This window comes from Streptomyces sp. WAC04114 (genome assembly GCF_019733245.1).
Lineage (GTDB): Bacteria > Actinomycetota > Actinomycetes > Streptomycetales > Streptomycetaceae > Streptomyces > Streptomyces massasporeus_A.
This window is the reverse complement of record NZ_JAIGQA010000007.1, coordinates 25,108-37,943: the sequence shown is the minus strand read 5'-3', so window position 1 is coordinate 37,943 and position 12,836 is coordinate 25,108. Positions and strand designations below refer to the sequence as shown.

General features: G+C 70.7%; 12 protein-coding genes and 1 pseudogene. 8 read left to right on the top strand and 5 right to left on the bottom strand.

The window, feature by feature from the left end:
- Positions 1-10 precede the first annotated feature (10 nt).
- Positions 11-460 carry an SRPBCC family protein gene (locus K4G64_RS03975; RefSeq protein WP_221754608.1) on the bottom strand — a complete coding sequence of 150 codons (450 nt, stop codon included), beginning with the start codon at positions 458-460 and terminating at the stop codon, positions 11-13.
- Positions 461-609: 149 nt separating this feature from the next.
- On the opposite strand from K4G64_RS03975, the gene K4G64_RS03970 reads away from it, so the two are divergent.
- The 3 genes from K4G64_RS03970 to K4G64_RS03960 all read left to right on the top strand — a co-directional run bounded on the left by K4G64_RS03970 (position 610) and on the right by K4G64_RS03960 (position 2,064).
- Positions 610-1,053, top strand: coding sequence for a phage holin family protein (locus K4G64_RS03970; RefSeq protein WP_221754607.1), 444 nt, complete (start codon positions 610-612; stop codon positions 1,051-1,053).
- Positions 1,050-1,481: a DUF3618 domain-containing protein gene (locus K4G64_RS03965; protein WP_221754606.1), complete on the top strand. Its 432-nt coding sequence runs from the start codon at positions 1,050-1,052 to the stop codon at positions 1,479-1,481. Before K4G64_RS03970 ends, K4G64_RS03965 begins: the two co-directional genes overlap by 4 nt.
- A 97-nt stretch (positions 1,482-1,578) precedes the next feature.
- Positions 1,579-2,064: an NAD(P)H-dependent oxidoreductase gene (locus K4G64_RS03960; protein WP_221754605.1), complete on the top strand. Its 486-nt coding sequence runs from the start codon at positions 1,579-1,581 to the stop codon at positions 2,062-2,064.
- 14 nt (positions 2,065-2,078) lie between these two features.
- Here the strand turns inward: K4G64_RS03960 and K4G64_RS03955 are convergent, their stop codons facing one another.
- A complete protein-coding gene (locus K4G64_RS03955; protein WP_374206356.1) occupies positions 2,079-3,203 on the bottom strand; it encodes a YhjD/YihY/BrkB family envelope integrity protein in 1,125 nt (374 codons plus the stop codon).
- A gap of 115 nt (positions 3,204-3,318) precedes the next feature.
- Here K4G64_RS03955 and K4G64_RS03950 point away from each other — a divergent pair, with 115 nt between their 5' ends.
- The 4 genes from K4G64_RS03950 (at position 3,319) to K4G64_RS03935 (ending at position 8,008) form a co-directional block, all read left to right on the top strand.
- Positions 3,319-3,951, top strand: coding sequence for a GNAT family N-acetyltransferase (locus tag K4G64_RS03950; RefSeq protein WP_221754603.1), 633 nt, complete (start codon positions 3,319-3,321; stop codon positions 3,949-3,951).
- 142 nt (positions 3,952-4,093) lie between these two features.
- Positions 4,094-4,774 carry a lytic polysaccharide monooxygenase gene (locus K4G64_RS03945; protein WP_221754602.1) on the top strand — a complete coding sequence of 227 codons (681 nt, stop codon included), beginning with the start codon at positions 4,094-4,096 and terminating at the stop codon, positions 4,772-4,774.
- A 252-nt stretch (positions 4,775-5,026) separates the two neighbouring features.
- Positions 5,027-7,057, top strand: a complete 2,031-nt coding sequence (locus K4G64_RS03940) for a DUF1996 domain-containing protein (RefSeq protein WP_221754601.1) — start codon at positions 5,027-5,029, stop codon at positions 7,055-7,057.
- A 183-nt stretch (positions 7,058-7,240) separates the two neighbouring features.
- On the top strand, positions 7,241-8,008 hold the full coding sequence (locus K4G64_RS03935) for a sulfite exporter TauE/SafE family protein (protein WP_221754600.1): 768 nt from the start codon (positions 7,241-7,243) through the stop codon (positions 8,006-8,008).
- Between the two features lie 12 nt (positions 8,009-8,020).
- Here K4G64_RS03935 and K4G64_RS03930 read toward each other — a convergent pair whose 3' ends face one another.
- The 3 genes from K4G64_RS03930 to K4G64_RS03920 form a co-directional block, all read right to left on the bottom strand.
- Positions 8,021-10,270: an MMPL family transporter gene (locus tag K4G64_RS03930; RefSeq protein WP_221754599.1), complete on the bottom strand. Its 2,250-nt coding sequence runs from the start codon at positions 10,268-10,270 to the stop codon at positions 8,021-8,023.
- A gap of 58 nt (positions 10,271-10,328) precedes the next feature.
- Positions 10,329-11,291, bottom strand: coding sequence for an EamA family transporter (locus tag K4G64_RS03925; RefSeq protein WP_221754598.1), 963 nt, complete (start codon positions 11,289-11,291; stop codon positions 10,329-10,331).
- 83 nt (positions 11,292-11,374) lie between these two features.
- Positions 11,375-12,196 (bottom strand): chitosanase, encoded by an 822-nt coding sequence (locus K4G64_RS03920; RefSeq protein ID WP_221754597.1) that lies wholly within the window; start codon positions 12,194-12,196, stop codon positions 11,375-11,377.
- A 170-nt stretch (positions 12,197-12,366) separates the two neighbouring features.
- Here K4G64_RS03920 and K4G64_RS03915 point away from each other — a divergent pair.
- A pseudogene (locus K4G64_RS03915) lies at positions 12,367-12,636 on the top strand (aldo/keto reductase); the annotation flags it as partial.
- Between the last annotated feature and the right edge of the window lie 200 nt (positions 12,637-12,836).

The following is a 12,836-nucleotide window of genomic DNA, read 5'->3' as shown; positions in this document are numbered from 1 at the left end:
TCACACCTGGTCAGACCTTGCCGCGCCAGGCGCCCGTCGCCGCTCCGCGGGACTCCATGAACTCCTTGAACCGCGCCAGGTCACCGGAGACCTGCCGCTTCACGAACCCGAGCTTGTCGCCGACGGTCTCGGCCACACCACTGGGGTCGAACTCCATCTGCAGCATGACCTTGGTCGTGTCGTCCTGGATCCGATGGAACGTCACCACACCGGCCTGCCGCGCCTCGCCGCCCACGGTGGTCCAGGCGACGCGCTCGTCCGGGACCTGCTCCGTGATCTCCGCGTCGAACTCCCGCGCCTGGCCGCCGACCTTCGTCACCCAGTGCGTGAGCGTGTCGGTGCGCTGCTCGATGCGCTCGACACCGTCCATGAACTGGGGGAAGGACTCGAACTGCGTCCACTGGTTGTACGCGGTGTGCACCGGCACGCGGACCTCGATGGATTCCTCTACCTGCGACAAGGCGATACCTCCCTCTCTCGTACGTGAGCGACGGGCGAGTACCGGATCTCGCGCCGCTCACTCGTCGCCATCGCAACTTGTCTCACTAGGTGTCTTTTCCGCTGTTGCTGGTACCCGGCCCCGAAAACACGGAACGGGAGGTGATCGCCATGACGGACACGCACCGCACGGCCCCCGCCGCTCCCCGCTCGGGGAACGCGCCGGCGGCCGGGGACGAGCCGGTGGGCGAGCTGGTGCAACGGGCCACCGAGCAACTGACCGACCTGGTGCGCGGTGAGATGCGGCTCGCCCAGGCGGAGATGACCGAGAAGGGCAAGCGCTTCGGCAAGGGCGGCGGCCTGTTCGGCGGAGCCGGCGTACTCGGCTTCGTCACCTTGCAGGCCCTGGTCGCCACGGTGATCGCCGCCCTGGCCGTACCGCTGCCGGTGTGGGCGGCGGCGCTGATCGTCACGGGCGTACTGGCGCTGGCCACGGGCCTCACGGCGCTGGCCGGCCGCAAAGAGGTGCGCAGCGCCACCCCGCCCGCCCCGCAGCGGACCATCGACAGCGTGAAGGCCGACGTGGCCGAGATCAAGGAGAGTGCACAGCGATGACCCAGCCCCCGCACGACGAGCCGACCGCCCGCAGCCAGGAGGAGCTGCGCCAGCAGGTCGAGCACACCCGCCACGAACTCGGCGACACCGTCCAGGCACTGGCGGACCGGGCCGACGTCAAGACCCGCGCCCGTGAGAAGGCCGTCGCGGTCAGGGAGCAGGCCGGGGCCAAGGCCCAGGAATGGAGCGGGCAGGCCAGGGCCAAGGCCGCGCACGTCGCCCACACCGTGGAGGAGAAGCTGCCCGAGCCGGTGAAGCAGAAGGGCGCCGCCGCCGCTCAGGGCGCGAAGGAGAAGGCCGCACAGGCCGAGCAGGTCTGGCAGGACAAGGCCCCGCAGCAGCTGCGCGACCACCGGGCCGCCCTTCTGGCGGGCGCGGGCGCCGTTCTGGTCGCCTGCCTCCTGATCCGCCGTCGCGGCAACCGCTGAGCGGCCTGCCGGCCGACCTGCCGTAGCGGCGACCGCCGAGGGACAGCGGCACGACCAGGGCCCCGTCACCGCACCGGGTGACGGGGCCCTGGCTTGCGTGGCGGCTGCCCGGACGGCAAGGTCGGGTGCCGTGGCCACCTTGCTGATCGTCCATCACACGCCCTCGCCGAACTGCCAGGCGATGTTCGAAGCCGTCGTCTCCGGGGCGACGGACCCCGACATCGAGGACGTCCGGGTCGTTCGCGTGCCCGCGCTGTCCGCCACCGCCTCCGACGTCCTCGCGGCCGACGGCTTCCTCCTCGGCACTCCCGCGAACCTCGGCTACATGTCCGGCGCCCTCAAGCACTTCTTCGACCAGGTCTACTACCCGTGCCTGGACGCCACGCGCGGCCGCCCCTTCGGGTACTGGGTGCACGGCGGCAACGACGTCACCGGCGCGGTACGCGGCATCGAGTCGGTCACCACGGGCCTCGGCTGGCGCCGCGCCGCCGAGGCCGTCACCGTGACCGGCGAGCCGGACAAGGGCGACCTCGAGCGGTGCTGGGAACTGGGCGCGACGGTTGCCGCCGGCCTCATGGGCTGATCCGGCGGGCCGGGTCAGGTCTCTTCCAGTCGGCGCCGGTCCTGCTCGTCCCACGCCCGGGTGTCACGCGGCTGGGTGTACGGCTCGGCCTCCGGCGGATGCCCACCGGCGATGGCCCGCTGACGCACCGTCTCCGCGTCGAACTCCAGCCCCAGCAGGATCGCCAGATTGGTGATCCACAGCCAGATGAGGAAGACGATGACACCGGCCATGGTGCCGTAGGTCTTGTTGTACGAGGCGAAGTTGGCCACGTAGACCGCGAAGCCGGCGGAGGCGACCATCCAGATCAGCAGGGCCAGGAAGCTGCCCGGTGTGATCCAGCGGAACCCCTTCACCTTGGCGTTCGGCGCCGCCCAGTACAGGATCGCGATCATGCTCACGACCAGCAGGACCAGGACGGGCCACTTGGCGATCGACCACACCGTCAGCGCGGTGTCGCCGATGCCCAGGGCGTCTCCGGCCTGCTGCGCCAGCCCGCCCGAGAACACCACGATCAGCGCGCTGATGACGGCCATCACCAGCAGCAGGACCGTCACGCCCACCCGCATCGGCAGCAGCTTCCACACCGGCCGGCCCTCGGGCATGTCGTAGACGGCGTTGGCGGAGCGGATGAACGCCCCCACATAACCGGACGCCGACCACACGGCCAGCACCAGACCGACGACCGCCATCAGCGAGCCGATGCCGGCGTTGCCCTGCAGCTGGTCGACGGCCCGGGTGATGATGTCACCCGCCGAGCCGGGCACGAGCTCGCGGACGTTCTCGGTGACCTTGTCCGTGGTCGACCGGCCGGTCAGGCCCAGCATCGACACCAGCACGAGCAGCGCCGGGAACATCGCCAGCACGCCGTAGTACGTCAGCGCGGCCGCCCGGTCGGTCAGTTCGTCGTCCTTGAACTCCCGCAGGCTGCCCTTCAGTACCGCGCCCCACGACTTCCGGGGCATCTCGGCCAGCGAGTCCGGCGCCGCACGCTCCACCTCCGGGTCCGGCCCGGGTTCCTCGGAAGCGGGGGCGGGGGCGTCATGGCGTTCGGCCTCGGGAGACTCCCGGCGGTCCGCCTCCGGCCCGGAGCGCGGGCTCTGTGACGGCGGGGCCGCGGCCTCGTCCTGCTCTTTACGTCCCGGAATATGCAGCTTCACCATGTGAGCCGGGTAACCCCAGGCCGGGCGCTTAAGCCGTGCTCGTTCGAGCCGGATGCCTCCACTGCCCCGAAAGAGGTTGAGGGAGCGCTCCCACGCCCTGCACGATGCACCCATGACACCGTCGCCCGCCATCCGTCCCTACCGCCCCGAAGACCGTCCCGCCCTCGACGACATCTGCATCCGCACCGCGCACCACGGCGAGGACAGTCGCCCCCACTACGCGGACCCCGGCATCTTCCCGGTGACCTTCGCCGCGCCGTACGTGCATCTGGAGCCGGACCTGGCCTTCGTGCTGGACGACGGGCACGGGCGGGCGGTCGGCTACATCCTCGGAGCGGCCGACACCCCGCGCTTCGCCGAGGCCTTCCGCGCGACGTGGCTGCCCCTGGTCGCCGACCGCTACCCGGAACCTCCCCGGCCGCCGCGCACCCCGGACGAGGTGATGGCGGGCCTGCTGCACCGTCCCGAACGGATGGTGCTGCCCGAACTGGCCGCCCATCCCGCCCATCTGCACATCGACCTGCTTCCCGACTGGCAGGGCCGCGGTCATGGACGTCGCCTGATGCGGACGCTCCTGGGAGCCCTCCAGGACAGGGGAGTGCCGGCCGTCCACCTCTCCATGGCGACCGCCAACACCCGGGGCAGGGCCTTCTACGACCGCATGGGCTTCGAGGAGATCGACGTCCCCGACCCGGGCGAGGCCACCTGCCTCGGGCGCACCACGAAGGAACTCGACCGGCTCTGACCGATACGGAAGTGGCGCGATTCGCCCGTTGCCGACCTGTGGCATCGGATGCAACCTGAGGGTATGGGAGCGCTCCCACCGCGAAACAAGAGCGAAAGCGCGACCGAACGCACGACACCCCCACACCCGAAAGCGAGAGATCATGAATTGTCATGGTCATGAAGTGCGACTTCCGGTGCCCAAGTCCCGTCTGACACTCACCCTGAGCATCCTGGTCGCCGCCCTGCTCAGCCTCATCCCCTGGAGCGGCACCGCCGTGGCCCACGGCTCGGTCGTCGACCCGGCTTCCCGCAACTACGGCTGCTGGCTGCGCTGGGGGAGCGACTTCCAGAACCCCGAAATGGCCCGGCTCGACCCCATGTGCTGGCAGGCCTGGCAGGACAACCCCAACGCCATGTGGAACTGGAACGGCCTCTACCGCAACGGCTCCGGCGGGAACTTCCCCGCAGCCGTTCCCGACGGCCGGCTGTGCAGCGGCGGCCGGACCGAGGGCGGCCGGTACAACTCCCTGGACACGGTCGGTGCCTGGAAGACGACGGACATCACCGGCACCTTCACGGTGAAGCTCCACGACCAGGCCAGTCACGGCGCCGACTACTTCCTGGTCTACGTCACCCGGCAGGGCTTCGACCCCACCACCCGGCCGCTGACCTGGAACGACCTCCAGCTCGTCAAACGCACCGGCAGGTACGCGCCCAGCCAGAACTACGAGATCCCCGTGAGCACTTCGGGACTCAGCGGCCGGCACGTCGTCTACACGATCTGGCAGGCCTCGCACATGGACCAGACCTACTTCCTGTGCAGTGACGTGAACTTCCGCTGACCTGCGCCTCCCCGCCGGACGGTGCCGTCCGGCGGGGCTCGGGCGGCCCGGCCTTCATGAGAGTTCTCCGAAAATTTTCGGGTTGAGTGAACACAGCGGTGCTCCCGTACGTATGGGGCGAGGGGATTTTCATGCCCGGCACGCCACAAGCGCAGGAGAGCACCCTTGGGACGCAACACGCGAAGACGCCCTACCGGACCACGACGCGCGACCTTCGCCGCATTCGCACTGATCCTGGGCGGAGGCGGCCTGATGGCCGCGAACGTCTACGCCTCCGCCACGGACGGAGGTTCGGGCGGTGACTCCGCCGAGACGCGGTCCGGCACGGGGGTTCAGACCGCGGGCGCGACGATCGACTGCCCGGACGTCGGCAGCAAACTGACCTCGGTCCCCGAACAGGCGCGAGGGGAGGTCGACAAGGAACTCGCCCTCCTCGACGAGCAGATAGCCAAGGCCTATCAGCAGCTGAGCGAATCGGCCCAGCAGGTGCAGCAGGACCCCGGCTTCGCCGACAACGCGGTCGTGAACCCGCTGAAGGAGAAGCGGGCCGCGACCCTCGAGCGCATCGCGATCGCCATCGACCGCGTCGGGGACCGCCCCGAAGGGCTCGAGGCCCTGGCCGCCTGCACCGTCGAGGCCGGCAACGAGGCGCCCGCGCAGGGCGAAGCCCAGGACGGCGGCGACGGACAGCCCGCCGAGGAGCAGGGCCAGGCCGGTCAGGAGCAGGGCAACGGGCAGGGGCAGGGCGCCAACGGCGGGCAGGCGGGCAACGGCCCCGTCGCCGCCGACTTCGCGGACATCAAGAGTGTCCAGCCCAACGCGAACGACAAGGTCGGCGCGTCCGGCGGTTCCTTCGCCACCAGTTGCGGTGTGAACGAGAACGGCCTGTTCAACTCCGACAACATCATCGCCGCCCCGGGCGTCACCAACGGCGCCCACCACTTCCACGACTACATCGGAAACCAGGGCAACAACGCCTTCGCCAGCGACCAGGACCTCGCGAAGGCCGGAACCAGCTGCGACGACCAGGGCGACAAGTCGTCCTACTACTGGCCCGTCGTGCGCCTGCAGAACGGTGCCCAGGAGCAGGACGCCCAGAAGCCGGGCGGCGGCATCGAGGGCAACGCCGGCGAGATCGTCACGCCGAAGCAGGTCACGCTGACGTTCGTCGGCAACCCGCGCGAGAAGGTCACGGCCATGCCGCGGCTGCTGCGCATCATCACCGGCGACGCCAAGTCGTTCGTGAACGGCCCGGCCAACGCCAACGCCTCGTGGAGCTGCACCGGTTTCGAGGACCGGCAGCTGAAGGACAAGTACCCGCTGTGCCCGCAGGGCAGCGACGTGGTACGGACCTTCAAGTTCCAGAGCTGCTGGGACGGCCGCAACATCGACAGCGCCAACCACCGCACCCACGTGGCGTTCGCGGACGCCGCCGGGAACTGCCCGTCAGGCTTCCGCCCCATCCCGCAGCTGGTCCAGCGCATCGTCTACGACATCGACGCGCCGAGCCTGCAGGATGGCGGCCGTACGACACCGCTCTTCGCGGTCGACTCCTTCCCGGAGCAGCTGCACAAGCCGGTCACCGACCACGGAGACTTCATCAACATCTTCGACGAGGATCTGATGGAGGAGATGGTCGACTGCATCAACGACGGCCGTAAGTGCGGCGCCGGAGCGGACGGCGGGCAGAACCCGGCGCCGAGCGAGGAGCCCCAGGAGGAGCCGACGAAGACTCCGGAGGCCCCGCAGGAGGAGCCGACCAAAACCCCCGAGGCACCTCAGGAGGAGCCGACGAAGGCGCCGGAGGCCCCCCAGGATGAGCCGACCAAGACGCCCGACGCCCCGCAGAACGGCGACGGCGACGGCGGCGGCAAGCCCGGTGAGCAGGGCGACGACGGTGACGACGGCAAGGGTGGGGCCGCGAAGCCCCCGGCGGACGAGCCGGACGCCGAGCCGAAGCCCGGCGACGCGTCCGCGGCTCCCGGTGGCGCCCGGCCGGAGGTGAAGGCGACGGCCTCCGCCGACGGCAACGCCGCCGAGCAGGGCGGCGGTTCGAAGAACGGTGACGACGAGGACACCGATGGTCTCGGCGACTCCCAGGCCGTCGGCCAGGCGACCAGTGAAGCCCCGACCCCGTCGGCCCCGTCCCGGACCGAGCCGCAGGCGGTCGGCCAGGGCGGCCTGGCCGACACCGGAGCCCAGCTCTGGCCGGCCGCGGCGGGCGCCGTACTGGTCATCGCCGGCTTCGTCGTCCTCCGCCGGGTGAGGCGCAGCCACATGTGAGGCGGCTGAACATCACGCCCCGGCGTGAGGCGGAACGGCGGCGGGATCCCACCGGATCCCGCCGCCGTTCCGCGTCCCCGGCCGGGCCGCACACCGGCACCCTTCGACCGCCGCCGCAACACCCACCCTCTAGCGTGACCCCATGAACCTCACCTGGAACGGCACACGCTGCGGAGGGGCGGCGTGACGCCGTGGGAGATGGCCGCCGTGCTCGCCGCCGGCACGGGCGCCGGGGCCGTCAACGCCGTCGTCGGCTCGGGGACGCTGATCACCTTTCCGGTCCTGCTCGCCACCGGCATGCCCCCGGTCACGGCCACGGTGTCCAACGGCCTGGGGCTGGTGCCCGGTTCCATCACCGCGGCCGTCGGCTACCGCGAGGAACTGCGCGGCCAGCGGCGGCGCGTCCTGCTGCTCGGCATCGGCGCCGTGCTGGGCGGCCTCGCGGGTGCCGTCCTGCTGCTGACCCTGCCCGCGTCGGCCTTCGAACGGATCGTGCCGGTCCTGGTGGGCCTGGCCCTCGTCCTGGTCGCGTGCCAGCCCTGGATCGCGAAGAGGGTGCGCCGCCGTCGCGAGGCGGGGAACAGGCCTGCGCACCGAGACGGCGGTCCCCTGTTGTTCACCGGGCTGACGCTGGCCAGCGTCTATGGCGGCTACTTCTCCGCCGCGCAGGGCATCATCTACGTCTCGCTGATGGGCATGCTGCTCGACGAGACGCTCCAGCGGCTCAACGCGGTGAAGAACGTGCTGGCCGCCGTCGTCAACACCGTCGCCGCCGTGCTGTTCCTGTTCTTCGCCCACTTCGACTGGATGGCCGTCCTGCTCATCGCCGCCGGATCAGCGCTCGGCGGCCTCGTCGGAGCCAGAACGGGACGCCGCTTCAGCCCGGCCGTGTTGCGCACGCTGATCGTGTCCGTCGGCACCGTCGCCCTGGTCCACCTGGTGCTCCACTGACCCCCGGCCCCGTCAGGAAGCGGGGCGCGCCGCGGCCTTAGACCCCTCGGCGTCGATGTGCGGCAAGATCCGGTCCAGCCACCGAGGCATCCACCAGGCGTGCCGCCCGAGCAGCGTCATCACCGCCGGCACCATGAGCAGCCGTACGACGGTCGCGTCGATGAGCACGCTGACGGCCAGGCCGAGACCGAGCATCTTGACCACGATGTTGTCGCTGAGGAGGAACGCCGCGAACACACTCGCCATGATCAGCGCGGCACAGGTGATGACCCGGGCCGTGATCTCCAGGGCGTGTGCCACCGATGCCTTCGCGTCACCGGTGCGCAGCCAGGCCTCGTGGACACGCGACAGCAGGAAGATCTCGTAGTCCATGCTGAGGCCGAAGACGATGGCGAACATCATCATCGGCACGTAGCTCTCGATGGGCACCTTGCCGTGGACCCCGAGAGCGGGACCGCCCCAGCCCCATTGGAAGACCGCGACGACCACCCCGTACGACGCGGCGATCGACAGCACGTTGAGGACGGCCGCCTTGACGGCGACGAGCAGCCCGCGGAACACGGCCAGGATGATCAGGAACGCCAGACCCACCACGACGGCGATGATCACGGGCAGCTGGGAGGCGACGATGTCACGGAAGTCGACCTGGGTCGCCGTCGTACCGGTGACGTACCCCTTGGCGTCCGTGCCCTGGACGACGTCCGGCAGCGTGTCGTCGACGAGACGGTTGGTCAGGTCCGTGGTCTTGGCGTTCTGCGGGGACACGGTCGAGTAGACCGTGCCGATCAGGAGGTCGCCGTCCTGCGTGGGCGTCAGAGGAGTGACGACGGCGGCCCCCTGGACCTTGTCGAGCGACTGCTGTGCCTTCGACGCCAGGTCGGAGCGCTGCGACTGGGGCACGTTCGTCTGGTCGATGACGACCGTGAGCGGCCCGTTCGAGCCGGGCCCGAAGGCGTCGGACATCAGGTCGTAGGCCCGCCGGTCGGTGAAGGAGGTCGGGTCGGCGCCGTCACCGATGTGCCCGAGCTGGATGGAGAACAACGGGATCGCGAGGACCACGACCACGGCGACACCCGCCGACAGGAACGTCAGCGGTCTGCGCTCCACCCGCTGCGCGTACCGGTGCCAGGTGCCCTGCGGTGCGTCCCCAGCCCCGGCTTCGGTCTCGGCGATGGGCGGGCGCACATGGAAGCGGTCGATGTGCCGGCCGATGAAGCCGAGCAGCGCCGGCACGAGGGTGAGCGCGCCGACGACGGCCGAGACGACGGTGACGGCGGCGGCGACACCGAGCAGGGAGATGAAGGAGACCCCGGACGCGGACAGGCCCGCCAGCGCGATGATCACCGTGCAGCCCGAGACGAGGACGGCATGGCCGCTGGTGCTCGCGGCCTGACCCGCGGCCCGCACCGGGTCCATGCCGTCGATGAGGTTCTGCCGGTGCCGGGTGAGCATGAACAGGGCGTAGTCGATGCCGACACCGAGGCCGATCATCGTGGCCAGGGTCGGTGAGACCGTCGCGAAGGTGAAGGCCGCCGCCAGCAGCCCGAGGATGGCGAGACCGGCCACAACGCTGATCAGCGCGCTCAGCAGCGGGACGACGGCGGCGATCACGCTGCCGAACCCGACCAGCAGCACGATGACCGCCACGCCGAATCCGATCAGCTCGCTCACCCGGTCGTCGGCGGACGGCCGGGCGAGCTCGCCGAGCGGCCCGCCGTACTCGACGTCCGCCCCGGCCGAACGCAACGGCTGCACGGCGGTGTCGACGCCGTTGAGGTAGTCGTCGCCGAGTGTCGAGGGCTGCACGTTGAAACGGACGGTGATGTAGGCCGTCTTCTTGTCGTCCGAGAGTGGTCCCACGTTCTGCTGACCGCTCGGCGTGGGCGGGGCGGACAGCGGGTTCTGGGCGGACAGCACGTGCGGGAGCTTCTCCAGGTCGGCGATCGTGGTCGACATCTGGGAGCTCAGCGCGGTCAGGGGCTGCTGGTCGTCGTGCATCACGATCTGGCTGCTGTAGCCGCCGGCCTGGGGATCGTGCGCCTTCAGCACGTCCAGGCCCTTCTGGGCCTGCGCCTGGGGAAGGCTGAAGTTGTCGGAGTACTGTCCCCCGAATTCGCGGCTGACGACCTGCAGTGCCACCAGTGCCACCAGCCAGGCGATGATGACGATGACGAAGTGGCGTGCGCACCACTCGCCCAGCCGCCGCAGTACACCCCCGCGCGCGGCCTTCTGGTCCCCTTCACCGGTGCGGCTGTGCGGCATGGACGTCGTCTCCTGTGTCGGCCGGGAGGTCAATGCCGTCCATTAGATGCGTGCGGGATCACTCGGGCCTTTCAGGCACGCGGACGCCGCGGTACTCCCGGTGGCCGTTCCCCCGAAAGGCCCGCTCCCGTGGACGACGCTCGCCGCCCGCGCGCCCGAGCACCCCTGACCCGAGCGCCACCCCGAGCCCCACCAGTGCGCTGCCCGCCGCCTGCGGGAGCCCGTAGGAGCCGGTGCCGACGAGTGGTGCGGTGCAGGCCGCCGCGACCGGGATGAGGCCGGAGAACAGCGTGGCGCGTTCCGCGCCGATCCGCTGCATGCCCATGTACCAGCACACGAAGCCGACGACGGTGACCACCACCGCCTGCCACAGCAGCGCGGCCGTCTCGACGCCGTCGGGCCGCCGCAGCCACCCGCCCCCGTCGAGCAGCAGTCCGATCGCCGCCGACTCCAGCGCGGCGACGGCGCACACCGCGGCGGACAGCAGCCGCGGCCCGAGCGGCCGCAGCACGGGGACCGCGAGGACCGCGAACCCGACCTCCCCGGCCAGGGCGCAGACCGAGAAGGCGATGCCCGCCTCGTCCGTGCGTCCCCAGCCCTGGACCGTGAAGGCGCCGACGGCCACGAGCAACGCCCCGTACAGCACCGTCCGTTGTGGCCCGCGCCCGTCCAGGAGGGGGACGAGCACGGCGACGACGACCGGCGCACAGCCCACGAACACGCCGGGTACGGCTGGTTCCGCCGTGCGCTCGGCGGCAAGGACGGCCAGGTTGAAACCGACCATGCCGACCGCCGCGAGCAGGGCGAGACGGCCCCACTGGCGGGGTGTCAGGGCCCGCAGCCGGTCGGCGGCGCCTTTCCCGGCCGCCGGGAGCAGTAACAGACAGGCCAGTCCGTAGCGCAGGAACTGGCCGCCGGCGTACGGGTAGTCGCCCAGGACGCTGTTGGCGGTGAAGGACCCTCCGACGAGGACGCAGGCGAGCGCGGCGAGCAGGGCTCCGCGCGTAGTGGTGGCGTTCATGGGGGCAACGCTAGGGAGCCGGGCGGCCCGGGAAGGAGTCCACTTCCGTGCCCGCTTGGTGGACCACTTCCCGGGCCGGGGCGTCAGCCGATGTGGTAGCTGTCTCCGTACACCTTCCAGTCCAGCGGCGTGTTCAGATCGAGGTTGCGCCGGTTCAGGAAGACCCGCTGGGCCGTGTCGACGCGGCTCGTGTCGCTGTGCGCCTCCTCCTGCTTCATGACCCACACCCGCGCGTCCAGGAACGCGTGGAGGTAGGTCACCTCGTCACCGCCCTGCGCCGGCGGCTTCGCCGTCCGCAGGGCCCGCTTGCGGATGTTGCGGAAACTCGTGGGGTCGCCGCCGTCGCCGTGCATGACGATGGCGTCGTAGTAGGCGAACTGGCCCAGCACCCGAAGCCCGTCCGTCTTGCCCTGCCGGACCGCCGGACCGAAGTACACCCGGTCGCGCTCGTCGTCCTGGGCCCGACGGAACTCGGCGTCCCGCGCCGCCCGGCGCCAGTCGCCGGGGAAGCCCGGGTCGAGGCCGTCGTGCGAGTCGGAGCCGTCGACCTCGCGCAGGGCCGGCAGGTACTTCTGGAGGACGTTGCCGGGCTTGCGGGCGGCGTAGAGCTCGACGAGGTCCAGCATGTCGCCGGTGCCGGAGCAGAACCCGATGATGCCCGCGGTGTAGCCGCGGCCGTCGCCGATGTCCTCGATGTACTGGTACTGCGCCTTCCAGTCGAGCGAGGAGTTCTCCGCGCTCGACACGAGCTGCATGGCGATCTCCTTCTTCGCCGGGTCGTCGAGCCCGATCGCACGTGCGGACGCCGTGGCGTGCGACGGCTGGAGCAGCGGGGTGGCCACGAGGGCCGTGCCGAACAGCGCCAGCACGGTGCGGCGCGTGGCCGGGGCCGAGGGGTGTCTCACGGTGCCTCCAAGCGGAGTGGGGGGTTGGAAAAGCGGGCCGTGCAGAACTGATAGGAAGGTTTCCTATCACTGTGAAGGCGCAAGGGAAACAACCGAGTTGAAAGTTCGTAGGGTCGAACAAGCCCGTTCACCCACCGAAACCTCCGAGAGGTACGGCGGGTGGCGAACGCATCGTCGGCCGGGTGGTGCGGGAACGGGCCCGTGACGAGATCCTCGTGGCCACCAAGGTGCCGCCGCTGAACCGGCAGTGGCCCGCCCCGGACGGGGTGGACCCCGCGCAGGCGTTCCCCGGCGAGCACATCCGCGCCGGCCTGGAGACCAGCCTGCGCGCGAGCGGCCTCGACCACTTCGACGTGGTGCAGTTCCACGCGTGGACCGACGAAGGGGTCGGCCGCGGCGAGCGGCTGGAGACGGTCCAGGACCTGAAACGCGAGGGGAAGATCGGCAACGTCGAGCGCAACACCGCCCTGAGCGACGGCCGGCCGCTCATGGACGAGCGGCTCGCCACCCTCACCGGGCACCGGTGCAGCGCAACTTCTACGGCTGAGCGACGCGGCGGGAACCAAGCGACCTTGTCACACGTCAACCCTTTGCCCACCAAGGGCCGAACGGTCGGACCGACCAGCCGGAGAGGGGAATC

Bases quoted from the DNA above. Each gene is read 5' to 3' on its own strand.
- K4G64_RS03940 (WP_221754601.1), top strand. From the start codon at position 5,027: ATGGCCGCGAACGTCTACGCCTCCGCCACGGACGGAGGTTCGGGCGGT.
- K4G64_RS03950 (WP_221754603.1), top strand. From the start codon at position 3,319: ATGACACCGTCGCCCGCCATCCGTCCCTACCGCCCCGAAGACCGTCCC.
- K4G64_RS03925 (WP_221754598.1), bottom strand. From the start codon at position 11,291: ATGAACGCCACCACTACGCGCGGAGCCCTGCTCGCCGCGCTCGCCTGC.
- K4G64_RS03945 (WP_221754602.1), top strand. From the start codon at position 4,094: ATGAATTGTCATGGTCATGAAGTGCGACTTCCGGTGCCCAAGTCCCGT.
- K4G64_RS03930 (WP_221754599.1), bottom strand. From the start codon at position 10,270: ATGCCGCACAGCCGCACCGGTGAAGGGGACCAGAAGGCCGCGCGCGGG.
- K4G64_RS03965 (WP_221754606.1), top strand. From the start codon at position 1,050: ATGACCCAGCCCCCGCACGACGAGCCGACCGCCCGCAGCCAGGAGGAG.
- K4G64_RS03970 (WP_221754607.1), top strand. From the start codon at position 610: ATGACGGACACGCACCGCACGGCCCCCGCCGCTCCCCGCTCGGGGAAC.